Source organism: Pseudomonas sp. USHLN015 (assembly GCF_037153275.1).
Classification (GTDB): Bacteria; Pseudomonadota; Gammaproteobacteria; order Pseudomonadales; family Pseudomonadaceae; genus Metapseudomonas; species Metapseudomonas tohonis.
Genome location: NZ_JBBCKP010000009.1, coordinates 249,036 through 272,288 on the forward strand (window position 1 = coordinate 249,036; position 23,253 = coordinate 272,288).

Genomic DNA, 23,253 nt, shown 5'->3' on the forward strand with positions numbered 1-23,253 from the left:
CCCGGCCGCTCGGCTCAGCAGCGCCAGTCCCCTTCCCCGCATTGCGCGCCAGCCTCCCGCCTCGGCAGGTCCAGCGGGAACAGCAGTTGCGACAGCAGGAAGCCGGCCTCGGTCTCCACGCACGCGGGCGTGCCGAGGCGGGATTGGGCGTCACGGTCGGGGGTGTCGTTCCAGCGGGGGATGCCGCTGGCCCAGGGGTTTTGCTGGATGGTCATGATGGCGAGCCTCCTCACAGGTCGAGCACCAGGGGTTGGGTGCCCTCTTCGCCCGCCGCCGGGACGGCGCAGCAGATCAGCACCATGTCGGCCTCGGGCATTTCCGCCGGCGGGTTGGGGTAATGCACCTCGCCGCTGATGCGGCGCGTGCGGCAGGTGCCGCAGGAGCCGCCCCGGCAGCTGAACTCGGGGGTCAGGCCGCGGCTTTCCGCCAGCTCCAGCAGGCTGCCGCTCTCCGGTGTCCAGCGCGCTTCCTTGGCCGAATGGGTGAAGTACACCGGCACCGGGCTCGTGGCCGCCGGTGGCTGGTCCCGCGCGGGCGCCTGCCCGTCGACCTGGCGCCGCAACGTCGAGGGGCCGAAGGCCTCGGCGTGGATACGCGAATCGGCGATGTTCAGCCCGCGCAGGCCGTCGTAGATCGACTGGGTGAAGGCCGCCGGCCCGCACAGGTAGAAGTCGTAGTCGTCGAACGGCAGGCTGGCCTGGATATGCGCCAGGTCGAGGCGGCCGTTCAGTTCGAAGTCATGCCCCAGCCGTGCCTCGGCTTCCGGGGCGCTCAGGGCGCGCACCCAGCGCAGCAGGCCACCCGATCGGCTCGACAGCGCCTGCAGTTCGGCCTGGAACGGCAGGTCGCGCAGCGCCCGCGCGCCCTGGAACAGATGGATGCGTCGGCCTTGCCGCTGCCGTTGGTTGAGCGCCACCAGCTCGCGGGCCATGGAGACCATCGGGGTGATGCCCACGCCCGCGCCGATCAGCACGACGGGGCGCTGGCTGTCGGTCTTCAGGGTGAAGCCGCCCAGGGGCGGGCGGGCTTCCAGCACATCGCCGACCCGCACCTGCTCGTGCAGGTGCCGCGAGCCCTTGCCCTGGGCCTTGACACTGATGCGCAGCTGACCGTCGCTCGGCGCGCTGGAGACGCTGTAGGTGCGCACCAGGGCTTCGCCATCGGCGGTGAGCAAGCGCAGGGGAATGTGCTGGCCGGGGGCGAAGTTCACCTCGCCACCCTCCTCGGGTGCCAGCACCAGCGAGCGGATGTCGCGGCTTTCCTGCTGCTGGCTCAGCACGCGCCAGCGCTGCCACTGGCGCCGCCGCTCGGTCTCGCGCAGGCGCTCGTCCGCCTCGGCCCAGGTGCCGGTGAGCAGGCTGGTGGGCGCGTATTCGTCGAAGTCCCAGCGCAGCGACACCGCGCTGGGGCGGAACACCACCTGCTCGATATCGAGGGTCCAGATGCGCTCGGCACCTTCGAAGGCGGCGATCAGCGGGCTGTCGAGGATCACCTCGGCACGGCCCTGTACCTGCAGCACGTTGCCCTGCTCGAAGTCGACGAACAGCAGGCCGGCGCGCGGGTTGCTCAGCAGGTTGCCCAGGGTGTTGAAGTGCAGGTTGCCGGCGTAGTCGGGGATGGTCAGGCGGTTGCCTTCCACCCGCACGAAGCCTGCGCGCCCGCCACGGTGGGAGACGTCCACGGAGCGGCCGCCGCCCTCGTGGTCGACGTAGCTGGCGACGAAGAAGGTGTCGGCGGCGCGGATCATCGCGCGGGTGCGCTCGTCCAGCTCGGCGGCGTCCTCGCGGACCGTGCCGCGCGGCTCGGGGGAGCTGCTCCATTCCCGTCGCTGGATGTACTGCGGGCAGTTGCCGAAGGAGTGCTCGACCTGCACCACCAACTGCTGTGCCGAGGCCCGGTCGATCGCGCCATTGAGGCGGTTGCGACGCCGCGTGTGCAGTTCGATGCCGAGCAGGCCGAGGGCGGCGCCGGCACCGAGGCCTGGGGTGGCCGGGTCCAGCGGGTCCAGCGGGCGGGCGGCCAGGTCGAAGACCAGGTGCCTGGGGTCGGGCGAGGTGACGAAGCCTTCGGGGCCCTCGATCAGGGTCGCCCAGGGGCGGCCGTCGCCATCCACCGCACCGGCGATCAGGAAGGGCAGTTGATGGAAGAAGGCACGGTGCTGGTCGGGCATGTGGTCGCGGATGACTTTCTGCCCGTGGGCTTCCATCCGCTCGGCCACGCCGACCGTTTCCTGCAGTTGCCGTTCACCGGCATGCCAGGGCGAGGGGCGCTGGCTGGGAGTCTGTTCCATGGTCTGCCCTCCGGAAAGGGGCTGCCGGGGCTCGGCAGCCCGGGGTGGCTCAGGCGGCGTTGAGGCCGGCGGCGGTACGCTGCATGGGCACGAAGCCCGGCAGCGCCTCGATGCGGGCCAGCCACGCACGCACGTTGGGATAGGCCTCCAGCGACACGTTGCCCTCCGGCGCATGGGCGATGTAGCTGTAGTTGGCTACGTCGGCGATGGTCGGCGTGTCGCCGGCAAGGAAGAGGGAGGCGTCCAGCTCGCCTTCCATCACCGCCAGCAGCACATGGGCCCGGTGGATCACTTCCTCGGCATTGAAGGAGGCGCCGAAGACGGTGATCAGGCGCGCGGCGGCAGGACCGTAGGCGACCTGCCCGGCGGCCACCGACAGCCAGCGCTGGATGCGCGCGGCGGCGACGGCTTCCTCGGCCAGCCAGCGCCCCTCGCCGTAGCGCTTGGCCAGGTAGACGAGGATGGCGTTGGAGTCGTTGACCACGGTGCCGGCGTCATCGATCACCGGCACCTGGCCGAAGGCGTTAAGGGCAAGGAAGTCGGGCTGCTTGTGCGCGCCCTTGGCCAGGTCGACGAAGACCAGCTCGGTGGGCAGTTGCAGCAGCGAGAGCATGAGTTCGACGCGATGGGCATGGCCGGACAGCGGGTGGCGGTACAGCTTGATGGCGGGACGAGACATGACGGTGGCTCCTTATCGGTTCGGGGGGTTCACCGTGAACCGCCCGGCTGGGCGTTCGCGACGATGGAGCCATGTTGAGCCCATGCAGCGATGAGCAGAATCACCACGGATGACAATCCACTCTTTCAGTTTATGAAATTGATTGGATCTTGATGCGGGGGCGTGTGCCACACGCGGCTCCGCCCGGTGGAGGTAAAAAGCGACCTCCACCCTACACAGGGCTCATGCCCGCGCGCTGGCTCGGCCTGCTTTCTGTAGGGGCGACCGATTCACCCCTCGAACGCGGGATGGGCTCGCAGCCGTGGCACGGCGAAGTCGAGGAAGCTGCGCACCCGCGCGGCGGCGCGGCGGCCTTCGCGGTAGACCAGGTGCACCGGCAGCGGCGCGGCGGCGAAGGGCTCCAGCACGGTTTCCAGCTGGCCGGCCTGCAGTTCCTGGTACACCTCGTGGCTCAGGCAACGGGTCAGCCCCAGCCCGGCGACGGCGGCGCGGATGGCGGCCTGCGGGGTGCTGCAGAGCAGCCGGGGCGTGACCTTCACCGCGCCGTCGGCGAAGCGCCACTCGCCGGCATGGCCGGTGGAGGTGGCGACTATGGTCGGCAGCCCGGGCAGCGCCTCGGGGCGGTCCGGCCGGCCGTGGCGCGCCAGGTAGCCGGGCGCCGCACAGACGAGGGGGCGGACCCGCCCCAGCGGCACGGCGAACCCCGAGGAGTCCGGCAACGGGCCGGTCACCAGGGCGACGTCGATCCCCTCCTCCAGCAACCGTGGCAGCCCCTCGCAGGCCCGGATGTCCAGGGTCATCCCGGGGAAGGCGTTCAGGTAGTCGAGGGCGATGGGGGTGAACACCTGGTGCGCCATCAGCAGCGGCATCGCCAGGTGCAGTGCACCAACCGGCTCGGCGTGCAGGCCGGTGACGGAGCGCTCCGCCTCCTCCACCCGCCCGAGGATGCGCTCGCAGCTTTCGGCGAAGCGCTCACCCTCCGGGCTCAGGCGGGCCCCGCGCGGGCCGCGCAGCAGCAAGGCGCTGCCCAGCCGCGCCTCCAGGGCGGCGAGGGTGCGCATCACGGTGGCCTGGGACAGTTGCAGGCGGCGCGCGCCCCCCGCCAGGCTGCCCGCGCGGGCCACGGCCAGGAAGACCTGCATCTCGCGGTGGCGGCTCATCGCGCGACCGGCGCCCCCGCCGCGCGCAAGGCGGCATCGGCGCGGAAGCGCGTGGCGCAGTGGTCGACGAAGGTACGCACCTTGGCCGACTCGCGCCGGCCCCCCTGCTGGATGATGTACACCGGCAGCGCGGGCATGGCGAAGGCGTCGAGCACCGCCTCCAGTTCGCCCTTGGCAATGGCCTCGGCCACCTGGTACGACAGCACGCGGGTGAAGCCCCAGCCCAGGCGCGCGGCCTTGATCGCCGCCTGGTTGGAGCTGACCAGCAGGCGTGGCGTCGGCGTGAACCCGAACGGGCCGTCCGGCCCCATGAACTGCCAGTGGGTGAGCAGCCCGCTGGCGGACGACATGACCACCTGGGCGTTCTCCAGGTCCTCGGGGCGGCTCGGCCTGCCGATGCGGTCGAGCAGTGACGGCGCGGCGCAGACCACCGGGCGTATCTGCCCGACCTGCAGCGCCAGGTGCTCGCCTTCGCGGAGCGAGCCGATGCGCACTGCGACGTCCACGCCCTCCTCGACCATGTTCACCACGCGGTCGACCAGCAGGGCGTTGATTTCCACCTCCGGGTACAGGTCGAGGTATTCGGCGATCAGCGGGATGAGGAACAGCTCGCCGAACATCACCGGCGCCGTCACCGTCAGCCGCCCACGCGGGCGCACGTTGCTGCCGGCGGCCAGCTCCTCGGCCTCCTCCAATTCCAGCAGGATGCGCCGGCAGTCCTCCACATAGCGCCGCCCCGCCTCGGTGAGGCGCAGGCTGCGCGTGCTGCGCGCCAGCAGCAGGGTGCCGAGGCGTGCCTCCAGCGCAGCGATGGCGCGCGTCACGCTGGGCGGCGAGAGGCCCATCAGCTTCGCGCCACCGGCGAAGCTCTCCGCCTCGGTCACCGCCAGCAGCACCTTCATTTCCTGGAACCTGTCCACCCTCACCGCCTGGCATCGCGCCCCTTTCCGAGTGGCCGACAGCTTAGCGTCCAGGCCGGGTCGAAGACGAGAGACGGTGCACCTCACCTTCTTGTGGGAGCGAATTCATTCGCGATTGGGCATCCGGCCAGTCGCAGCCCTGTGCCGGCGATGTGTCTTTCGCGGCTGAAGCCGCTCCCACAGGGGGTGTGTAGCGCGGCCAGGCGGTGCCCTACGAATCCCAATCCGAGGCACAAGCCGTAGGAGCGAGCTCTGCTCGCGAAGCTGTGGCTGGAGTCTGTGGGAGCGAATTCATTCGCGATGAAGCATCCGGCCATGCGCAGCCCGGTGCCGGCGGTGGGTCCTTCGCGGCTGAAGCCGCTCCCACAGGGGGTGTGTAGGTTGGGCTGAGGGACGAAGCCCAACCTCGCGTGGCCAGGCACCGTGCCTATGCCGGCCGTGCATGCACCCGGCCGCTGCTTTACCATGCCGCGCCGAACTGCCATCGAGGCCCCCATGAGCACGCCCACCTTCCGCAACGCCACCCTCCCCGACACCGACCGCTGCTACCAGATCGAGACCTCCGCCTATGAAGGCGACGAGGCCGCCACGCGGGAGAAGATCGCGACGCGCATCGGGCAGTACCCCGAGGGCTTCCTGATCCTGGAGCTGGACGGCGCAGTGGTCGGCTTCATCAACAGTGGCTGTGCCCACGAGGTGGTGATGTCCGACGAGGCGTTCAAGGAGCTGGTGGGCCACGACGCCGAGGCGCCGAACGTGGTGATCATGTCGGTGGTGATCGACCCGGCGTATCAAGGCAAGGGCCTGTCGTCGCTGCTGATGCGCACCTTCGTGCAACGCATGCGCGAGAAGGGCAAGGCGACCATCCACCTGATGTGCAAGGAGCGCCATGTCGAGTTGTACCGGCGCATGGGCTACCGCTATGTGCAGCCTTCCTCGTCCGACCACGGCGGTATGGCCTGGCACGAGATGGTGATGGACCTTCGCGTGGCGCCGTGACCGTTCGCGAGACCTGCCCTGCTGAGTCACGGCGCTGACGTTCGAGAAGATCACACCAGGCGTGCCCGGCCGGGGAACGGCCGGGCGCGTAATCAGCGGGTCAGCGGGTCAGCTCGTAGGCGCACATGTTGACCGTCGAGGCCAGGTTCAGCGATTCGATGGCACCGCTGCCGGGGATGGTGAAGGGCCGGGCGTCGAGTGCGGTGAGTTGCTCACGCGGCACACCGCGCGCCTCGTTACCGAACAGGTAGCAGTCGAAGGCCTTGAAGGCGGCGGACTGCACCGGCTCGCCGTGCATGTCCAGGCAGGCGATGCGCTCGAAGCGGCTTCCGAGGGACTCCAGCTCCACATCCAGCTCCATGGGCGCATGGAAGATGGCGCCCATGCTGGCGCGTACGACCTTGGGGTTGTACGGGTCGACACTGCCGGGGCTGAGCAGGCAGCGGAAGCCGCCGAACCACGCCAGGGTGCGCAGGATGGTGCCGAGGTTGCCCGGGTCCTGGATCTCGTGCAGGTAGATGGCGCGCTCGCCGGCGACCGGCGCCGGCGCGGACGCAGCCGGCATCGGCACCAGCGCGATGATGCCCTGGGGCGTCTTGGTATCGGCCACCTGCGCCATCTGCCGGTCGCTGATCAGGTGGGTCTCGAACGGGCTCTGCCAGTGCTCGTAGGCGGCGGTCACGTACAGCTGGCTGCGCAGCAGCTGCGGGTTGTGCTCGGCGGCCTTCTGCAATTCCAGCAGCAGGTGCTCGCCCTCCACCAGGAAGTGACCGAACTCGGCCCGGTACTTCTTCTGGTGGAGCTTCTTGATGTCGTCGAGTTTCATCGATGCACCGCTCAGTGGCTGTGTGCGGACAGCAGCGACCTGGCCAGCGCCTCGGCCACCTTGATGCCGTCCACCCCCGCCGAGAGGATGCCGCCGGCATAGCCGGCGCCCTCGCCGGCCGGGTACAGGCCCTTGAGGTTGAGGCTCTGCAGGGTCTCGTTGTCACGGGTGATGCGCACCGGGGACGAGGTGCGGGTCTCGATGCCGGTGAGCACCGCGTCGGCACGGTCGAAGCCACGGATCTGCTTGCCGAACGCCGGCAGCGCCTCGCGGATGGCCTCGATGGCGTAGTCCGGCAGCGAAGGCGCGAGATCGCCCAGGCGCACGCCGGGCTTGTAGGAAGGCTCCACCTCGCCGAACTCGGTGGAGGGCACGCCACGGATGAAGTCGCCCACCAACTGGCCGGGGGCGCAGTAGTCGCTGCCGCCCAGCTCGTAGGCACGGGATTCCAGGCGCTCCTGGAACTCCACGCCGGCCAGCGGGCCGCCGGGGAAATCCTGCTCCGGGTTGATGCCGACGACGATGCCCGAGTTGGCGTTGCGCTCGTTGCGCGAGTACTGGCTCATGCCGTTGGTGACCACGCGCCCCACCTCGGAGGTGGCCGCCACCACGGTGCCGCCCGGGCACATGCAGAAGCTGTAGACGGCGCGGCCGTTCCTGGCGTGGTGCACCACCTTGTAGTCGGCGGCGCCCAGCTCCGGGTGGCCGGCGTACTTGCCCAGGCGCGCCTCGTCGATCAGGCCCTGGGGGTGCTCGATGCGGAAGCCGATGGCGAAGGGCTTGGCCTCCAGGAACACGCCCTGGCGGTGCAGCATGCGGAAGGTGTCGCGGGAGCTGTGGCCCAGCGCCAGGACCACATGGCGGCTGTGCAGGGTCTCGCCATTGGCCAGTACCACGCCTTCGAGCTGGCCGTCGTCGATCAGCAGGTCGGTCACCTTGCTTTCGAAGCGCACCTCGCCGCCCAGGGCGATGATCTCCTCGCGCATGGTGGCGACCACGCCGGTGAGGCGGAAGGTGCCGATGTGCGGCTTGCTCACGTACATGATCTCTTCCGGCGCGCCGGCGCGGACGAACTCGTGCATCACCTTGCGGGCGTAGAACTTCGGGTCCTTGATCTGGCTGTAGAGCTTGCCGTCGGAGAACAGGCCGGCCCCACCCTCGCCGAACTGCACGTTGGACTCGGGGGTGAGGACCTTCTTGCGCCACAGTGCCCAGGTGTCCTTGGTGCGGCTGCGCACGTCCTTGCCGCGCTCCAGCACGATTGGCCTGAAGCCCATCTGCGCGAGCAGCAGCGCCGCGAACAGCCCGCAGGGGCCGAACCCCACCACCAGCGGACGCTCAGCCAGCCCGGCCGGTGCCTGGGCGACCGGGTAGTAGCGGGTGTCCGGGGCCGGGCGGATGTTGTGGTCGTCGGCGAAGCGCGCCAGGATCGCCGCCTCGTCGCGTGCCTCCAGGTCGATGATGTAGATGAACAGGATGACGCTGTTCTTCTTGCGGGCATCGTAGCTGCGCTTGAAGACGGTGAAGCCCAGCAGGTCGGCGTCGCCGATACCCAGGCGCTTGACGATGGCCTTGCGCAGTTCATCGGGGGAGTGGTCGAGGGGCAGGGACAGTTCGTTGATGCGAATCATGGCGGTAATCCTGGCCGGTCAACCCGGCAAAGGAAGCAACAGGGGAAGGGGTAAGGCGCGAATTGTACCCGCCGCCCCCGCCCCTGTCAGTGGCGGCCTGACGGTCGCGCAGCCGGGCACGGCACCCTCCCCGTCCGGCGAATTTAACCTGTGCGTCATTCTCGGCTTATAATCGCCGCCGCTTCGCACCCATGGCCTCCCCCTGCACCGCCCATGGGTTCGCTCCTCACCTTGATTTTCCGTGGTTGGCTCTAACATGAAACGATCCAAAAGCAGCCGCCGCTGGCTGGATGAACACGTCAACGACCCCTATGTGAAACGGGCCCAGAAGGATGGCTTGCGCTCGCGCTCCAGCTACAAGCTGATCGAGCTGAACGAGAAGGACAAGCTGATCCGCCCCGGCATGCTGGTCATGGACCTGGGCTCCGCGCCGGGCGGCTGGTCGCAGGTGGCCGGCAAGCTGGTGGGCGATACCGGGCGCGTCCTGGCCACCGACATCCTGCCGATGGACGGCCTGGACAACGTCGACTTCATCCAGGGCGACTTCACCGATGACGGCGTGTTCCAGCAACTCCTCGACAAGCTCGACGGCCGCAAACCCGACCTGATCGTCTCCGACATCGCCCCCAACATCAGTGGCGTCGCCGCCGCCGACCAGGCGTCCTCGATGTACCTGGTCGAACTCACCCTCGACATGGTCCGCCAGGTGCTCAAGCCCAACGGCAACTACGTGGTCAAGGTCTTCCAGGGCGAAGGCTCCGACGAGTTCCTCAAGGACGTGCGCACCTCGTTCGAAAAGGTCTTCATCCGCAAACCGGAAGCCTCGCGCCCGCGCTCGCGGGAGGTCTACCTGGTGGGCAAGGGCTTCAAGGGCTGAGCCCGCCTCTGCCCCCCTCGACGTTCGGCCAGCGCCCGGCCGTGCGTCGCTGAGCGGCGGCGCGACGCGGATCGCGGCGCCCCACACCGCGTCCCCCTCGCCAGGTCCCAACCTGTAGAATCGCCGCCCCTTTCAAGATGAGTGGACCATGCGCATCACCAACGGACGCAGTGCGACGGCCTGCGGGCTGGCGGCGATCCTCCTGTGGAGCACCGCCTCCGGCCTGATCCGCAGTGTCAGCGGCTTCTTCGGCCCCATCGGCGGGGCCGCGCTGATCTACACCCTGGGTGCCCTCCTCCTGGTCGCCCTCCTCGGCCGCCCGCGCCTGCGCGCGGGTTCGCGTTTCTACCTGGTCACCGGCTCGGCGCTGTTCGTCGCCTACGAGGTCTGCCTGTCGCTCGCCCTCGGTTTCGCCACAGACGGCACCCAGGCCATCCAGCTCGGCGTGGTCAACTACCTGTGGCCGAGCCTCACCGTGCTGCTGGCCATCCTGATGAACCGCCAGCCGGCCCGCTGGCTGGTACTGCCCGGCACGGCCATCGCACTGTTCGGCATCCTCTGGGTGGTCAGCACCGACGGCCTGTCGTTGCCCAGCATCATCGCCAACGTGCAATCCAACCCGCTGAGCTACAGCCTCGCGGCGACCTGCGCCATCACCTTCGCGCTCTACTGCAACGTCACCCGGCGCTACGCCCGGGGCGAGAACCACGTGGCGTTCTTCTTCATCCTCACGGCGGTGGTGCTCTGGGTGAAATTCGCCTTCGTCAGCGAGCCGCTGCCCGCCTTCACCCTGCGCGGCACCCTCGAACTGCTCGCCGCCGGCATCGCCATGGCCGGCGGCTACGCCCTGTGGAACATCGGCATCCTGCGCGGCAACCTCACCCTCCTGGCCACCGTCTCCTACTTCGCCCCGGTGCTCTCTTCCGCCTTCGCCGCGGCCTGGCTCGGTGCCAGCCTGACGCTGCAGTTCTGGCAGGGCGCGGTGCTGGTCACCGCCGGCTCGCTGGTCTGCTGGCAGGCGACGCGGGCGCGCAGCAGCGCGGGCTGATCGCGCTTCCAGTGGCAGATGGTTCGGCCCTAAGATGGCGCTCCACAACGCGCCAGGAGGCCACGATGAGCACCCAGGGAAAAGACCGCAAGATCGACAACATCGAGTTCAACGTCAGCGACATCGCTCGCAGCAAGGCCTTCTACGGCGAGGCCTTCGGCTGGAGCTTCACCGACTACGGCCCCACCTACACCGAGTTCAGCGACGGTCGCCTCACCGGCGGCTTCACCACGGGCGAGGCGGTGCGCCCGGGCGGCCCGCTGGTGATCCTATACGCCGACGACCTGGCACAGGCCCAGGCCAGGCTGGAGGCAGCCGGCGCCCGCATCAGCCGCGAGGTGTTCGCCTTCCCCGGCGGGCGCCGCTTCCACTTCATCGACCCGGACGGCTACGAGCTGGCGGTGTGGTCCGCCGCGTGAGCAGGGCGCCCGGGCCGATCACCGTGCGGCCGATCGAAACCGGAGAATGGCTTGCGCCCCGTCGGCGAGCCCGAGCCGCTGCGTGACGACACCGCTCTGCTGTGCCAGCCCATGGAACGGGAGCTCCCCGGCCTGGCAGGCCGAGCGCCAGGCCCAATGGAGGCTCACTTCGCCTTGAGCTTCAGGTAGCTCTGGTGCATGTCCTTCGCCCAGCCATCGATCACACCCGTGACATCCGCCGGCTTGAGCACCTGGGCGCTGTTCTCCAGCGGCGTGCCGGTGCCCTTGCGCACCACCTGGGCGATCACCTTGTTGCTGCCGCCGTCGAGGAACTGCGCCTCGGTGGCCAGCTCGGTCTCCTGGTCGCGGATGCCGCTGGCGGTGCTCACCGCCGCCGCCACCAGCGCCACGGGAACGATCTCGTAGGGCTTGAGCCCCTCGGTCTTGCTGCTCACCCCGGTGATCGCCGCACGCACGACGATGACGCCGGGCCCGGGCTTGGCGGCCAGCGACAGGCTGTTGCCGATTTCGCGCTTGAGCGCCATGTCGTAGTAGCGGGTGATGCCGTCCAGGGTGCTCTGCGGGATTTTCTCGGTGGCCTGGGGGCGCGGGTAGAACTGGGTGGGCTCGACGTAGACGGCGGTGTAGCGGCCGATGTCCACCTTGGGGTCGATCCAGCGCATCACCTCCGCGCCGGAGGGCGTGGTCGCCTTCTGCAGGCTGCCGTAACTGGAGAGGAACCCGGAATACTCATCCGGCTGGGTAACCGTACTCGAGCAGCCGACCAGCGCGGTGGAAAGCGCCAGCGCCACGCCCAACGCCAATGCATGTTTCATCGAAGACTCCTTGTCCGAGCAAGTGTGGGAAGGCAGGAAGCGTCGGCGACGCCCTCACGTCATCGCCGCACGGGTACGCCACCGAAGGTCTCGCACGGATGTGAGGAGTCGGCCCCGGCGTCTCGCGCCGCCCCGCTCGAGCGCGAGCCCGAACGAAACGGCGGATGCTGGATTGACGCTAGCAGACTCCCGCCAACTGCCAAGGCGGAGGAGCGCCGCGCAACGATTGCGTAAGGTTCGCCAGCGCCCCGTAAAGCCTGCGTAACGACGCGAGACAGGGCCGCGGCTTGCTGCTTAATTGAGGCGCACCACCTCTCAAGCGGGCCCGTGAAGATGTCTTCGGTTCAAGCCAGTCTCAGCAGCATCCCCCCCGACTCCATCCAGGCCGTCGGCCTCGCGCAGGGCCTCCTGCAGCGTCGCAACGGCGGCCAGGTGCTGATCATCGTCGAGCGCAAGGAGGACTGGTCCTCCTACATCCCCAGCGAGGAGATGCTCACCGCGCGGGAGTACCTCGAGCAGTCGCGAGGCGGCGAGCTCGACAAGAAGGTCCAGGTCATCAACCTGTGCCGCCACTACAAGTACCTCGGCCATGGCTACTACTGCTCGCTGCTGGCCGAGGCGCGCGGGCACAAGGTCATTCCCTCGGTGCGTACCATCAGCGAGCTGGCGCGCAAGTCGCTCTACGGCCTGGCCCTGGACGACCTGGAGAAATCCCTGGAGGTCGCCCTCGCCCAGCACCCCTGCGCCAACACCGAAGGCTTCACCCTCAGCCTGTACTTCGGCCGCACCGACTTCGAACCGCTGCAGGAGATCGCCCGCCAGCTGTTCGAGGCCTTCCCCTGCCCCATCCTGCTGGTGGACTTCCGCAAGGGCGAGACCTGGCGCATCGCCGGCCTGCGCACGGGCTCCCTGCACAAGCTGCGCGAGGACCAGGAAGACCTCTTCGCCAGCGCCCTCGACGGCTTCAACCGCAAGGTCTGGCGCCTGCCGCGCTCACGCCAGGTGGCGCGCTACGACCTGGCCATCCTGCACAACCCGGACGAGCCGCTGCCGCCGTCCAACGCCCAGGCCCTGGAGAACTTCGTGCGGGTCGGCAAGCGCCTGGGCATCGAGGTCGACCTGATCGAGAAGAAGGACTATTCGCGCCTGGCCGAGTACGACGCACTGCTGATCCGCGAGACCACCAGCGTCGACGACCACACCTACCGCTTCGCCAAGAAGGCCGAGAGCGAGGGGCTGATCGTGATGGACGACCCGGCCTCGATCCTGCGCTGCACCAACAAGGTCTTCCTCACCGACCTCTTGCGCAGCCACGGCCTGAGCATGCCGGCCACGGAGATCCTCTACCGCGACAACCCCCAGGAGCTGGAGAAGGTCGGCGAGCGCCTGGGCTTCCCGCTGGTGCTGAAGATCCCCGACGGCTGCTTCTCGCGCGGGGTGATCAAGGTGGAGAACCTGCAGCAGCTGCGCGAGGCCAGCGCCGGGCTGTTCGAGCACTCGGTGCTGCTGCTCGCCCAGGAATTCCTCTTCACCGAGTACGACTGGCGCATCGGCATCCTCAACCGCCGGCCGATCTTCGCCTGCCAGTACTTCATGTCCAAGGGGCACTGGCAGATCGTCAACCACAAGGCCCAGGGCGCCGAGGTCATCGGCGAATGCCGCACCCTACCGGTGGAGCGCGCGCCGAAGGCGGTCGTGGAACTGGCGCTCAAGACCGCCAACCTGATCGGCGACGGGCTCTATGGCGTCGACCTCAAGGAGGTGGACGGCAACGTCAAGGTCATCGAGGTGAACGACAACCCCAACCTCGACGCCGGCATCGAGGATGCCCACCTGCAGGACACCCTCTACAGCCTGGTGCTGGAGGACTTCGTCCGCCGCCTCGAACAAAAGCGCCGCGGCGGCGCCCACTGAAGGAGCACCGGCCCATGCGCCAGAGCTACAGGCTGATCGACGGCACCCTGCGCCCCTGCATGGACGAGGCGGCGCCGCTGCAACTGTGCATCGCCCCGGAGGCCGAGGAACTGGAATGGCTGCGCCAGCGCTACGGCCTCGATGCCCACGCCCTGGCCAGTGCCCTGGACCCGGACGAAGTCGCCCGCGTCGAGTTCCGCACGGGCTCGCTGTTCCTCATCTGGAAGCGCCCGGAGAACTACTCGGGCGACGAGCGCTTCGCCTTCGAGGTGTCCTCCTTCGGCATGCTGCTGGACGAGCGCCAGCTGGTGCTGATCTCCCACGCCGATTCGCTGCTCGAAGGCCTCGCCGGGCGCCACGACCTGCAGCAGCCGCTGGATGTGCTGCTGGCCATCCTGCTGGGCAACATCCACCACTACGAGGGCCACCTCAAGGTCATCAAGCTGGTCGCCCGCGAGCTGCAGCAGCGCTTCAACCAGAGCCTGCACAACCGCCACCTGCTGCAGATGTTCGGCCTCAGCGAGAGCCTGGTGTATTACCTCAACGCCATCCACGGCAACGGCGCGGTGCTGGCCCGCCTGCGCGGCCAGGGCGAGCGCCTGGGGTTCGCCCCGGCGAGCCTGGAGCTGCTCGACGACCTGATCATCGAGAACGAGCAGTGCATCAAGCAGGCGGAGATCTACTCCTCGGTGCTCGCCGGCCTGATGGAGGCGCGCGGCAACCTGCTGAACAACACCATGAACGAGATGCTGCGCAAGCTCACCCTGATCAACGTGGTGTTCCTGCCGCTGAACCTGATCGCCGGCATCGGCGGCATGTCCGAGTTCAGCATGATGACCGCCGCCGTCCCCTGGTGGGTCGCCTACCCGCTGTTCGTCCTCGCCCTCGCCGTGCTGGCGGGCCTCATGCTGCTGGCCCTGCGCCGGCTGGTGGCCGCCCGCGCATCGCCTCCGGCCAGCTGACGCAACGACCACCCCACTCGCAACAGCCGCCGGGCATCCCGCCCGCTGGCCTCACTCATCCAAAGGAAGCCCCATGGAACCCCTGCACATCGCCCTCAGCGTCCTGGTCGCCATCGTCGCCCTGAGCATCGCCATCAACTACGTGGACAGCCGCATGAAGCCCGGCGACCTGGCGCGACAGGCACGCGACAAGGCGTCGCGACGGACACCCCGCCGCTGAGCCCCTCGCGCCGGGCGCAACCGTGCCCGGCCCCTTGCCTGAGCCAGGAAGCGCCATGAACTTCAGCTTTCGCGATGCCCGCCCCGACGACCTCGACGCCCTGCTCCACCTGGAGAACCAGTGCTTCGAACTCGATCGCCTGTCGCCGCGCAGCTTCCAGTGGATGATCAGCCGCGCCCACGCCAGCCTGGCGGTGGCCGAGGCCGCAGGCCAGGTCATGGGCTACGCGCTGCTGCTGTTCCACCGCGGCACCTCGCTGGCGCGCCTCTACTCCATCGCCATCGCCCCCGGCGCCCGTGGCCACGGGCTCGGCAAGGCACTGCTGGCGGAGGCGGAGCGCCGCGCCCGCGACCACGACTGCGCCTACCTGCGCCTGGAGGTGCGCCCGGACAACCACCCCGCCATCGGCCTCTACGAGCGGTTCGGCTATCGCCGCTTCGCCTGCATCGACGACTACTACGAGGACCACGCCCAGGCGCTGCGCTACGAGAAACGCATCGTCCAGCGCCCGCTCGACGCCGCGCGGGCGGTGCCCTACTACCAGCAGAGCACCGAGTTCACCTGCGGCCCCGCCTGCTTGTTGATGGCCATGGCCGGCCTGCAACCGGGCCGCCCGCTCACGCGGCGCGAGGAAGTGCAGCTGTGGCGCGAGGCGACCACGGTATTCATGACCTCCGGCCATGGCGGCTGCAGCCCCCAGGGGCTGGCCCTGGCCGCCTGGCGCCGCGGCTTTCGCGTGCGCCTGCAGGTCAGTGTCGAAGGCCCCTTGTTCCTCAGCGGCGTGCGCAGCGAAGGCAAGCGCGAGGTCATGCGCCTGGTGCACGAGGCCTTCTGCGACGAGCTGCGCGAAAGCGACGTGGAGCAGGTGCCCGCCAGCCGCCAGGGCCTGCCCGCGCAGCTCGCCGAAGGCGGCCTGCCGCTGGTGCTGATCAGCAGCTACCAGCTGACCCGCACCAAGGCTCCGCACTGGGTGCTGGTCACCGGCTGCGACGAGGACTTCGTCTACCTCCACGACCCGGACATCGACCACAGCCGCCACCGCCAGGCGCTGGACTGCCAGCACATGCCGGTCAGCCATGCGCGCTTCCAGCGCATGCGCCTGTTCGGCGGCAACAAGCTGCGTGCGTCCGTCGTCCTCTACCCGCCCGGCGACCCTCACGCCGCCAGGCGCAGCGACAGTTCCACGTCCTCGGCGAAGGGCACGGAGAGGTAGCCGCTGCCCGCCTCGCGCACCCGCGCCAGGTACTCGGGGCTGTGGTCGGCGTTGTCGGCGATCACCAGCGCGCCTGGGCGCAGGCGGCTTTCCACGAGGGCGAGGATCTCCGGGTAGAGCGCCTTGGCACCGTCGAGCAACAGCAGGTCGATGGATTCGGGCAGGTCCTGGGCCAGGGTGCGCAGCGCATCGCCCACGCGGAACTCCACCAGGTCCTCCAGCCCGCCGGCGGCGAGGTTGCCTCGGGCCCGCGCCACCTTGGTGGGCTCGAACTCGCTGGTGATCAGCCGGCCGCCGCCGTTGTCGCGCAGCGCGGCGGCCAGGTGCAGCGTGGAGATGCCGAAGGAGGTGCCGAACTCGACGATGGTCCGCGCACCGCTGCTGCGCGCCAGCATGTACAGCAGGCGGCCGGTCTCGCGGGAGACGGGCAGCGCCACGTCCTTGAGGCAGCCGTAGAACTCGCGGTATTCGGTCTTGCTCTGCATCAGCCGCGCCACTTCGCCCTCGGCGAGGTCGGAAAGGCTCGGCCCCAATGCCTGCCAGGCCGTGTCGGCCTCGGCGAACAGGCGGTCCAGCAAGGCGGTGAGAGCGGGTTGGGTCAGGGTGTTCATGCAAGGTCTCCAGGCGTCGTTGAGCGCATCGTTGGCGCCGGAATAGAATGCGATCAATCCATCACATTTCACTATTCGCATTGCCAGGCCCCGCCATGACCGAACGCCAGAACCCGCGTATTTCCTCGCGCAAGCAACCCCAGCAGGCCCGCTCCAACGAGCTGGTCGCCACCATCCTGCAGGCCGCTGTTCAGGTTCTGGCCAAGGAAGGCGCCCAGCGCTTCACCACCGCCCGGGTGGCCGAGCGAGCCGGCGTCAGCGTCGGCTCGCTGTACCAGTACTTCCCCAACAAGGCGGCCATCCTGTTCCGCCTGCAGAGCGACGAGTGGCGCCAGACCAGCGAGCTGCTGCGCCGCATCCTCGAAGACCTCGCCACCCCGCCGCTGCAACGCCTGCGCACCCTGGTCCACGCCTTCCTCCACTCCGAATGCGAGGAGGCCGACATGCGCATCGCCCTCGACGACGCCGCCCCCCTCTACCGCGACGCCCCCGAGGCACGGGAAGCCAAGGCCGCGGCCGGGCGCATCTTCGAAACCTTCATGGAAGAGGTCCTGCCCCACGCCTCCGAAGCCGCCCGCACCCTGGCCAGCGAGCTGATCACCACCACCCTCGGCACCGTGGGCAAGCAATTCTCCGAACGCCCGCGCACGAAGGAGGAGATCGAACGCTACGCCGACGCCATGGCCGACATGTTCGGCGCCTACCTGGAAGCGGCCGCTGCGCGGGGATAGAGGGAGCGGAACACCGCAGTGCAGGGCCGGACATCGCCGCGTTGGGCCTCGCCGCGCTCGGTGGGCTGAAGCCCACCCTACGAAAGCGCCGTGCCACCGCGCGGGCATGACCACCTGTAGGGTGGATGGCGCTCTTTTCATCCACCAATCGAGGTCGGATCGGGGCACATCGTCAGGCCCCAAGCCCCGCATCATTGGGTTTCGCGGCGCACCATAGGTCGGGTGCAACCCGGCAATGTCGTGTATCCCGGGCGTTCATCGCGAATGAATTCGCTCCCACAGGGTGGCGGCGGATGAGCGGAGTCGGCCGGGGCACGCGTTTATGCCTGACGCGCCGCATCGATGGGTTTCCCGGGGCTCTACCCATCCTACGGGGATGTCGGCCCCATCGCGGCGGATGAACATGACCGGTGCGTAGGATGGATGGCGCTCTTTTCATCCACCAGGCGGGGTAGGTCCTGCACATCCGAATTAACCAATGAGCACCGGACGGTGGGCTGAAGTCCACTCTGCAAGAGCCGGACAGGCAACTTACGGCCGCCAACTGCCGCGCGCAGACATGCATCCGAAGTTGCCACTCTCGATGCGTTACTTGCTCAAATAACGTTGCCCCGACAACAACTTCCAGAGCGCCTATTCCATATCGATATGGCCTGCATCGTACTGTTGTATTGGTGGCGCAAGAGTTCGCTTGGATAGCATCGGCGCACTTTTCCTGCCGATGAGAACAATAAGGTGAATTTAGGAAAGATCATCAGCCGCAGCGCGCTGTACTGGCCCGACCACGAAGCGCTGATCGACAGCCGGCAACGCGTCACCTTCGCCCAGCTCGAACGCCGCACCAACCGCCTGGCCTCCGGCCTCCTGGCCCTCGGCCTGGCCGAGGGTGCGCACGTGGCGATCCTCGCGCTCAACCGCGTCGAGCTGGTGGAGGCCGAGGTGGCCTTCTACAAGGCCGGCATGGTCAAGGTGCCGATCAACGCCCGCCTCTCCCTGGACGAGATCATCCAGGTGCTCGACGACTCCCGCAGCCAGGCGGTGATCGCCGACGGGCGCTTCGCCGCCGCGCTGCATGCCCGCCGTGGCGAGCTGCCGCGCCTGCGCCTGATCGTTTCGCTGGACGACACCGCCGGCGACGCCGGCTACGACAGCGTGCTGGAACGCGGCAGCGAGACCCCGGTGCACTGCGACCCGGCCGACGATGCCCTGGCGGTGCTGCACTACACCTCCGGCAGCTCCGGCGTGCTCAAGGCCGCGATGCTCTCCTTCGGCAACCGCAAGGCGCTGATCCGCAAGAGCATCGCCAGCCCCACCCGCCGCGCCGCGCCGGGCGACGTGATGGCCCACGTCGGCCCCATCACCCATGCCAGCGGCATGCAGATCATGCCGCTGCTGGCGGTGGGCGCCTGCAACCTGCTGCTGGAGCGCTACGACGACCAGTTGCTGCTGGAGACCATCCAGCGCGAGCGGGTGACGCGCCTGTTCCTGGTGCCGGCGATGATCAACCGCCTGGTCAACGTCCCCGGCGTCGAGCGCTTCGACCTCTCCAGCCTGCGCCTGGTGATGTACGGCGCCGCGCCCATGGCTCCGGCCCTGGTCAAGCGCGCCATCGCCCTGTTCGGGCCGATCCTCGCCCAGGGCTACGGCGCCGGCGAGACCTGCTCGCTGGTCACGGTGCTGACCGAGCGCGACCACCTGATCGAGGGCGACGACCACAGCCGCCTGGCCTCCTGCGGGCGCTGCTACTTCGAGACCGACCTGCGCGTGGTCAACGAGGACTTCGAGGACGTGCGCCCCGGCGAGATCGGCGAGATCGTGGTCAAGGGCCCGGACATCATGCAGGGCTACTGGCAGGCGCCGGAGCTCACCGCCGAGGTGATGCGCGACGGCTACTACCTCACCGGCGATCTGGCCAGGGTGGATGAGCGCGGCTACGTCTTCATCGTCGACCGCAAGAAGGAAATGATCATTTCCGGCGGCTTCAACATCTACCCCACCGAAGTGGAGCAGGTGCTCTACACCCTACCCCAGGTGTTCGAGGCGGCGGTGGTCGGCGTGCCCGACGAGCAATGGGGCGAGGCGGTGCGTGCGGTCATCGTGCTCAAGCCCGGCGAGAGCCTCAGCGCCGAGCAGGTCATCGAGCACTGCGGACGCTCCCTGGCCGGCTTCAAGAAGCCGCGCGCGGTGGACTTCGTCCGGGAACTGCCGAAGAACCCCAACGGCAAGGTCGTGCGCCGCCTGATCCGCGAAGCGTACTGGCAGAACAGCGAACGACGGATCTGACGGGAGACACGCACATGATCGAACCAAGCGAAAAGGCCGCGCGCATCATCGCCGGCATCCAGGCCTTCGTCCGTGACGAGCTGGCCCCGCTCGCCGAGCGCGAAGGCATCCTCTGGGGCGAGCCGGTGCCCCGGCCGCTGCTGCGCGACATCTGGCGCCGCTCCTGCGAACTGGGCTTCTACAACGTGATGCTGCCCGAAGCCCTGGGCGGTGCCGGGCTCAGCGTCGCCGAGCTGTGCGCGGTGAAGGAAGCGGCGGTGCTCACCGGCTCGCCCCTGGCCCCGCACGTGCTGGGCGAACTCTCCGGGCCGCCGCGCATCGGCCACCTGTTCCGCGTGGCCAGCGAGCACCAGGTCGAGGCCTTCCTGCGCCCGGTCTGCCGCGCCGAGAAGGCGGTGTGCTTCGCCCTCACCGAGGCCGAGGCCGGCTCCGACGCTACCGCCATCACCACCGAGGCGCGCCTGGAGGGCGATCACTACGTGCTGCGCGGCGCCAAGCGCTACATCTCCGGTGCCTCCTATGCCGACCTCGCCGTGCTGCTCGCCGTCACCAGCCCCGGTCGCGGCCCGCAGGGCATCTCGGCGTTCTTCGTCGACCTCGCCGCGCCCGGTGTGCGCGTGGACAGCGACTATTCGGTGATGTCCGGCGGCGGCGCCCATGGCGACATCGTCCTGGAGGACGTGCGCGTGCCGGTGGCCAACCGCATCGGCGGCGAAGGCGAAGGCTTCAAGCTGGCCATGGGGCGCATCACCCTCAACCGCCTGCTGCACTGCCCCACCATGCTCGGCATGGCCGGCCTGGCCTTGCAGCTGTCGCTGGACCACGCCCGCACCCGCAAGCAGTTCGGCCAGCCCATCGCCATGTTCCAGGCGGTCAACCACATGCTCGCCGACATGGCCACCGAGCTCTATGCCGCGCGGGCCATGATGTACGCCACGGCGGCCAACAACGATGCCGGCGGCGACATCAAGGTGCAGGCGCCGATGTGCAAGCTGTACGCGTCGGAGACCGCCTTCCGCATCATCGACAAGGCCGTGCAGGTGCATGGCGGCGCGGGGCTGATCAAGGGGCATCCCGTCGAGTGGCTGTTCCGCGCGAGCCGTATGATGCGCATCCTCACCGGCACCAGCGAGATCCAGCGCAACACCATCGCCAAGGGCATCCTGATGCCGGGCTGAGCCCCGACGCGCACTCCCGGGGGCGCGCCGGCCACGAATCCGGCCGCCCCCGTGGGCTGCGCCCTTGCGCGTTTTCCGCCCTGCACGGCCCCGGGCCGTCGCAGCCCCGTCCGCCAGGGAAGCCGGACGGGCTTCCAGAACAAGAACAACGAGAGTCCCCATGACCCGAGAAGACACTGCCTTCCGCCCCGGCCCCGCCTGGACGATCGCCTTCCTGCTGGCCTTCATGATGCTGGTCAACTTCCTCGACAAGGTCGTCATCGGCCTGGTCGCCGTGCCCATGACCGAGGAGCTGGGCCTGTCGCCCACCGAGTTCGGCCTGATCGGCGGCGCCCTGCACTGGCTGTTCGCCGCTTCCGCCGTGGTCGGCGGCTTCCTCGCGAACCGCCGCCCGACCCGCACCCTGCTCCTTGGCATGGGCCTGTTCTGGGCCCTGATCCAGCTGCCCATGCTGCTGGCCAGCTCGCTGTGGATGATCGTCGCCTGCCGCGTGCTGCTCGGCATCGGCGAGGGCCCCGCGTCCCCCGTGGCCACCCACGCGCTGTACAAATGGTTCCCCGATGATCGCCGCAGCCTGCCGGTGGCCCTGCTGCACTCCGGCAGCGCCATGGGCCTCCTGGTGGCCGGCGCGATGATCCCCTGGGTCAGCCTGCACTACGGCTGGCGCACCAACTTCGCCGTGCTCGCCGTGATCGGCCTGGTGTGGTGCGGGCTGTGGCTGCTGCTGGGCCGCGAGGGCACGATCGATTCCCTGCGCCGCGGCCAGCTGGCGACGCCCGACGCCCACCGCCTGCCCTACCGCCGCCTGCTCGGCGACCCCAGCGTGCTGGGCAACTACCTCTGCCATTTCGCCGCCAACTGGTCGCTGGCCCTGACCCTGACCTGGGTGCCCAGCTACCTGCAGGTCGGCCTGGGCATGGACCCGCTGCGCACCGGGCACATGTTCGTGCTCTTCGTGGTGGTCACCACCCCGCTCAGCCTGTTCATGGCCTGGGTCTCCCAGCGCCTGCTGCGCCGCGGCCTGCCCTCGCGCCTGGCGCGTGGCGCCTTCGTCTCGCTCTGCCTGATCGCCGGCGGGCTGTTCTCCGCCTCGCTGATGCTGGAGCTGCCGGTCGCGGTGCGCATCGTCAACCTGACCCTCAGCGGCGGCCTGGCCCTGGTGATGTATTCGGTGGGGCCGGCGATGCTCGCCGAGTTTACTCCGGCCAGCCAGCGCGGCGGCATCCTCGCCATCGGCAACGCCGTGGCCTCGCTGGCGGGCCTCTCGGCGCCGGTGGTCACCGGCCTGCTGGTGAGCGGCGCCGGTGCCGCCCATCCGCAGGGCTACGCCCAGGGCTTCCTGGTCTGTGGCGCGGTGCTGGTGGTGGCGGGCCTGGTCGGCCTGGTGACCATGAACCCGCAGCGCTCGCGGGAGCGCCTGGCTCAGGAAGAGACGTCGGCCGCCTGCTCGCGGGCCTGATCGCCCTCGGCGCCGCGCTCGATCAGGGCGCCACGCCAACGCCCGCTGTTCACCGCCTCCACCAGCAGCGATCGCACCAGGTCACGCATGCAGGAGGCCGCGAAGGACAGCGGCCGGTGCACCGAATGGGCGATGGACACGGTGCGGGTGATGCGCGGCTCGACGATCAGCCGCGCGGTGGTCGGCTGGAACAGCTCCAGCAGCGGCGGCCAGTTGCTGATGGTCGCCGCCAGCCCGCTGCGCACCAGGCTGGCGATGCCCGGCGTCGACTGTTGCTCGTAGGCCACGTTCAGCACCACCCCCGCCTCCATCGCCGCCTGCTCGATGCGCCGCCGCAGGTGCAGCGCACGCGGCGCCATCACCAGGCGCGTGGCGCCCGCCTCGGCGAGGCTGATGGGCGTCTCCTCCCCCTCGCCGTGCCCGACCCAGTAGAGGTCCTCGACGAAGATCGGCTCGGCGGCCACATGCTGCAGTTCCTCGGCATTGGGCAGCACGCCGAAATCCACCTTGCCCAGTTCGATGGCCTGGCCGCCCTCGCGGGTCAGCCCGTCGCACACCGTCAGGGCGATGCTGGGGAATTTCTCCGCCGCCCGGGAGATGATCTCCGGCAGCAGCAGCGCCGAGGCCGTCGCCGGGATGGAGATGGACACATGGCCCTTGGGATCGCCCCGCGTGGAGGTCAGTTCGTCCTTCACCGAATCCAGCTTCTGCACCACCGAACGCGCCACCTCGTAGAGCTGGCGCCCCGCGTCGGTGAGCGCCACGCCGTCGTGCTGGCGCTCCAGCAACTGCAGTTCCAGTTCGCTTTCCAGCAGGCCGATCTGGCGGCTCAGCGCCGGCTGGGCGATGTAGGCCCGGCGTGCGGCAGCGGAGAAGCTCCCGGCTTCGGCGATGGCGATCAGGTAGCGCAGCTGTTTGAGGGTCATGCGGTTCTCACTGGGTATGCCGAAGCGTTATGGCAACTATCCGAAGACACTATTTGTGGGCCTTTTCGAGG

At 69.0% G+C, this 23,253-nt stretch carries 22 protein-coding genes; 12 read left to right on the forward strand and 10 right to left on the reverse strand.

All coding sequences use genetic code 11. The features are described 5' to 3' along the window. Positions 1-14: 14 nt before the first annotated feature. From WFQ67_RS19705 to WFQ67_RS19725, 5 genes are all read right to left on the reverse strand, one after another. Positions 15-215, reverse strand: a complete 201-nt coding sequence (locus WFQ67_RS19705) for a hypothetical protein (protein ID WP_213625130.1) — start codon at positions 213-215, stop codon at positions 15-17. A gap of 14 nt (positions 216-229) precedes the next feature. Next, the gene (locus tag WFQ67_RS19710) at positions 230-2,290 is read right to left on the reverse strand and encodes a pyridoxamine 5'-phosphate oxidase family protein (protein ID WP_337057954.1); all 2,061 of its coding nucleotides are present in this window, start codon (positions 2,288-2,290) and stop codon (positions 230-232) included. Positions 2,291-2,339: 49 nt separating this feature from the next. After that, complete coding sequence (locus tag WFQ67_RS19715; RefSeq protein WP_173180301.1) at positions 2,340-2,969, reverse strand: glutathione S-transferase family protein; 630 nt, start codon at positions 2,967-2,969, stop codon at positions 2,340-2,342. A 269-nt stretch (positions 2,970-3,238) separates the two neighbouring features. Further along, positions 3,239-4,129, reverse strand: a complete 891-nt coding sequence (locus WFQ67_RS19720; RefSeq protein ID WP_337057955.1) for a LysR family transcriptional regulator — start codon at positions 4,127-4,129, stop codon at positions 3,239-3,241. Then, positions 4,126-5,049, reverse strand: coding sequence for a LysR family transcriptional regulator (locus tag WFQ67_RS19725; protein ID WP_337057956.1), 924 nt, complete (start codon positions 5,047-5,049; stop codon positions 4,126-4,128). Before WFQ67_RS19725 ends, WFQ67_RS19720 begins: the two co-directional genes overlap by 4 nt. Before the next feature lie 495 nt (positions 5,050-5,544). Here WFQ67_RS19725 and WFQ67_RS19730 point away from each other — a divergent pair, with 495 nt between their 5' ends. Further along, on the forward strand, positions 5,545-6,048 hold the full coding sequence (locus WFQ67_RS19730; protein ID WP_337057957.1) for a GNAT family N-acetyltransferase: 504 nt from the start codon (positions 5,545-5,547) through the stop codon (positions 6,046-6,048). Between the two features lie 100 nt (positions 6,049-6,148). Here the strand turns inward: WFQ67_RS19730 and WFQ67_RS19735 are convergent, their stop codons facing one another. Together WFQ67_RS19735 and WFQ67_RS19740 are read right to left on the reverse strand one after the other, a co-directional pair. Next, the gene (locus WFQ67_RS19735; RefSeq protein WP_213625134.1) at positions 6,149-6,874 is read right to left on the reverse strand and encodes a TrmH family RNA methyltransferase; all 726 of its coding nucleotides are present in this window, start codon (positions 6,872-6,874) and stop codon (positions 6,149-6,151) included. An 11-nt stretch (positions 6,875-6,885) separates the two neighbouring features. Further along, on the reverse strand, positions 6,886-8,505 hold the full coding sequence (locus WFQ67_RS19740) for an NAD(P)/FAD-dependent oxidoreductase (protein WP_213625135.1): 1,620 nt from the start codon (positions 8,503-8,505) through the stop codon (positions 6,886-6,888). A 256-nt stretch (positions 8,506-8,761) separates the two neighbouring features. On the opposite strand from WFQ67_RS19740, the gene rlmE reads away from it, so the two are divergent. The 3 genes from rlmE (at position 8,762) to WFQ67_RS19755 (ending at position 10,849) form a co-directional block, all read left to right on the forward strand. Then, entirely contained in the window at positions 8,762-9,382 is a 621-nt protein-coding gene (rlmE, locus tag WFQ67_RS19745; protein WP_173180294.1) for a 23S rRNA (uridine(2552)-2'-O)-methyltransferase RlmE, read from the forward strand. 148 nt (positions 9,383-9,530) lie between these two features. After that, a complete protein-coding gene (gene yddG / locus WFQ67_RS19750; RefSeq protein WP_213625136.1) occupies positions 9,531-10,430 on the forward strand; it encodes an aromatic amino acid DMT transporter YddG in 900 nt (299 codons plus the stop codon). 65 nt (positions 10,431-10,495) lie between these two features. Beyond that, a complete protein-coding gene (locus WFQ67_RS19755) occupies positions 10,496-10,849 on the forward strand; it encodes a VOC family protein (RefSeq protein WP_213625137.1) in 354 nt (117 codons plus the stop codon). Positions 10,850-11,013: 164 nt separating this feature from the next. Here WFQ67_RS19755 and WFQ67_RS19760 read toward each other — a convergent pair whose 3' ends face one another. Continuing rightward, positions 11,014-11,685 (reverse strand): DUF3313 domain-containing protein, encoded by a 672-nt coding sequence (locus WFQ67_RS19760; RefSeq protein WP_213625138.1) that lies wholly within the window; start codon positions 11,683-11,685, stop codon positions 11,014-11,016. Positions 11,686-12,018: 333 nt separating this feature from the next. Between WFQ67_RS19760 and WFQ67_RS19765 the strand changes: the two genes are divergently transcribed. From WFQ67_RS19765 to rimI, 4 genes are all read left to right on the forward strand, one after another. Then, entirely contained in the window at positions 12,019-13,599 is a 1,581-nt protein-coding gene (locus WFQ67_RS19765) for a RimK family protein (RefSeq protein WP_337057958.1), read from the forward strand. Positions 13,600-13,613: 14 nt separating this feature from the next. After that, positions 13,614-14,561 (forward strand): magnesium transporter CorA family protein, encoded by a 948-nt coding sequence (locus WFQ67_RS19770; RefSeq protein WP_337057959.1) that lies wholly within the window; start codon positions 13,614-13,616, stop codon positions 14,559-14,561. 73 nt (positions 14,562-14,634) lie between these two features. Further along, a complete protein-coding gene (locus tag WFQ67_RS19775) occupies positions 14,635-14,781 on the forward strand; it encodes a hypothetical protein (RefSeq protein WP_021220067.1) in 147 nt (48 codons plus the stop codon). Positions 14,782-14,836: 55 nt separating this feature from the next. Further along, positions 14,837-15,994, forward strand: coding sequence for a ribosomal protein S18-alanine N-acetyltransferase (rimI, locus tag WFQ67_RS19780; RefSeq protein ID WP_213625141.1), 1,158 nt, complete (start codon positions 14,837-14,839; stop codon positions 15,992-15,994). Here rimI and WFQ67_RS19785 read toward each other — a convergent pair. After that, the gene (locus WFQ67_RS19785; RefSeq protein ID WP_337057960.1) at positions 15,937-16,605 is read right to left on the reverse strand and encodes an O-methyltransferase; all 669 of its coding nucleotides are present in this window, start codon (positions 16,603-16,605) and stop codon (positions 15,937-15,939) included. The two genes, rimI and WFQ67_RS19785, sit on opposite strands and share 58 nt — an antisense overlap. A gap of 95 nt (positions 16,606-16,700) precedes the next feature. Between WFQ67_RS19785 and WFQ67_RS19790 the strand changes: the two genes are divergently transcribed. The 4 genes from WFQ67_RS19790 to WFQ67_RS19805 all read left to right on the forward strand — a co-directional run bounded on the left by WFQ67_RS19790 (position 16,701) and on the right by WFQ67_RS19805 (position 22,256). Beyond that, positions 16,701-17,336 carry a TetR family transcriptional regulator gene (locus tag WFQ67_RS19790; protein WP_213625143.1) on the forward strand — a complete coding sequence of 212 codons (636 nt, stop codon included), beginning with the start codon at positions 16,701-16,703 and terminating at the stop codon, positions 17,334-17,336. A 735-nt stretch (positions 17,337-18,071) separates the two neighbouring features. After that, entirely contained in the window at positions 18,072-19,619 is a 1,548-nt protein-coding gene (locus tag WFQ67_RS19795) for an AMP-binding protein (protein WP_337057961.1), read from the forward strand. Between the two features lie 14 nt (positions 19,620-19,633). Then, positions 19,634-20,797, forward strand: a complete 1,164-nt coding sequence (locus WFQ67_RS19800) for an acyl-CoA dehydrogenase family protein (RefSeq protein ID WP_337057962.1) — start codon at positions 19,634-19,636, stop codon at positions 20,795-20,797. A gap of 160 nt (positions 20,798-20,957) precedes the next feature. Further along, complete coding sequence (locus WFQ67_RS19805) at positions 20,958-22,256, forward strand: MFS transporter (protein WP_213625146.1); 1,299 nt, start codon at positions 20,958-20,960, stop codon at positions 22,254-22,256. Here the strand turns inward: WFQ67_RS19805 and WFQ67_RS19810 are convergent. Continuing rightward, entirely contained in the window at positions 22,220-23,182 is a 963-nt protein-coding gene (locus WFQ67_RS19810) for a LysR family transcriptional regulator (protein WP_213625147.1), read from the reverse strand. The genes WFQ67_RS19805 and WFQ67_RS19810 overlap by 37 nt on opposite strands. Between the last annotated feature and the right edge of the window lie 71 nt (positions 23,183-23,253).

What these genes read in the sequence shown, in the direction of transcription:
- WFQ67_RS19705 (WP_213625130.1), bottom strand. Translation starts at nt 215, where the DNA reads ATGACCATCCAGCAAAACCCCTGGGCCAGCGGCATCCCCCGCTGGAAC.
- WFQ67_RS19710 (WP_337057954.1), bottom strand. Translation starts at nt 2,290, where the DNA reads ATGGAACAGACTCCCAGCCAGCGCCCCTCGCCCTGGCATGCCGGTGAA.
- WFQ67_RS19715 (WP_173180301.1), bottom strand. Translation starts at nt 2,969, where the DNA reads ATGTCTCGTCCCGCCATCAAGCTGTACCGCCACCCGCTGTCCGGCCAT.
- WFQ67_RS19720 (WP_337057955.1), bottom strand. Translation starts at nt 4,129, where the DNA reads ATGAGCCGCCACCGCGAGATGCAGGTCTTCCTGGCCGTGGCCCGCGCG.
- WFQ67_RS19730 (WP_337057957.1), top strand. Translation starts at nt 5,545, where the DNA reads ATGAGCACGCCCACCTTCCGCAACGCCACCCTCCCCGACACCGACCGC.
- WFQ67_RS19735 (WP_213625134.1), bottom strand. Translation starts at nt 6,874, where the DNA reads ATGAAACTCGACGACATCAAGAAGCTCCACCAGAAGAAGTACCGGGCC.
- WFQ67_RS19740 (WP_213625135.1), bottom strand. Translation starts at nt 8,505, where the DNA reads ATGATTCGCATCAACGAACTGTCCCTGCCCCTCGACCACTCCCCCGAT.
- rlmE (WP_173180294.1), top strand. Translation starts at nt 8,762, where the DNA reads ATGAAACGATCCAAAAGCAGCCGCCGCTGGCTGGATGAACACGTCAAC.
- yddG (WP_213625136.1), top strand. Translation starts at nt 9,531, where the DNA reads ATGCGCATCACCAACGGACGCAGTGCGACGGCCTGCGGGCTGGCGGCG.
- WFQ67_RS19755 (WP_213625137.1), top strand. Translation starts at nt 10,496, where the DNA reads ATGAGCACCCAGGGAAAAGACCGCAAGATCGACAACATCGAGTTCAAC.
- WFQ67_RS19760 (WP_213625138.1), bottom strand. Translation starts at nt 11,685, where the DNA reads ATGAAACATGCATTGGCGTTGGGCGTGGCGCTGGCGCTTTCCACCGCG.
- WFQ67_RS19765 (WP_337057958.1), top strand. Translation starts at nt 12,019, where the DNA reads ATGTCTTCGGTTCAAGCCAGTCTCAGCAGCATCCCCCCCGACTCCATC.
- WFQ67_RS19770 (WP_337057959.1), top strand. Translation starts at nt 13,614, where the DNA reads ATGCGCCAGAGCTACAGGCTGATCGACGGCACCCTGCGCCCCTGCATG.
- WFQ67_RS19775 (WP_021220067.1), top strand. Translation starts at nt 14,635, where the DNA reads ATGGAACCCCTGCACATCGCCCTCAGCGTCCTGGTCGCCATCGTCGCC.
- rimI (WP_213625141.1), top strand. Translation starts at nt 14,837, where the DNA reads ATGAACTTCAGCTTTCGCGATGCCCGCCCCGACGACCTCGACGCCCTG.
- WFQ67_RS19785 (WP_337057960.1), bottom strand. Translation starts at nt 16,605, where the DNA reads ATGAACACCCTGACCCAACCCGCTCTCACCGCCTTGCTGGACCGCCTG.
- WFQ67_RS19790 (WP_213625143.1), top strand. Translation starts at nt 16,701, where the DNA reads ATGACCGAACGCCAGAACCCGCGTATTTCCTCGCGCAAGCAACCCCAG.
- WFQ67_RS19800 (WP_337057962.1), top strand. Translation starts at nt 19,634, where the DNA reads ATGATCGAACCAAGCGAAAAGGCCGCGCGCATCATCGCCGGCATCCAG.
- WFQ67_RS19805 (WP_213625146.1), top strand. Translation starts at nt 20,958, where the DNA reads ATGACCCGAGAAGACACTGCCTTCCGCCCCGGCCCCGCCTGGACGATC.
- WFQ67_RS19810 (WP_213625147.1), bottom strand. Translation starts at nt 23,182, where the DNA reads ATGACCCTCAAACAGCTGCGCTACCTGATCGCCATCGCCGAAGCCGGG.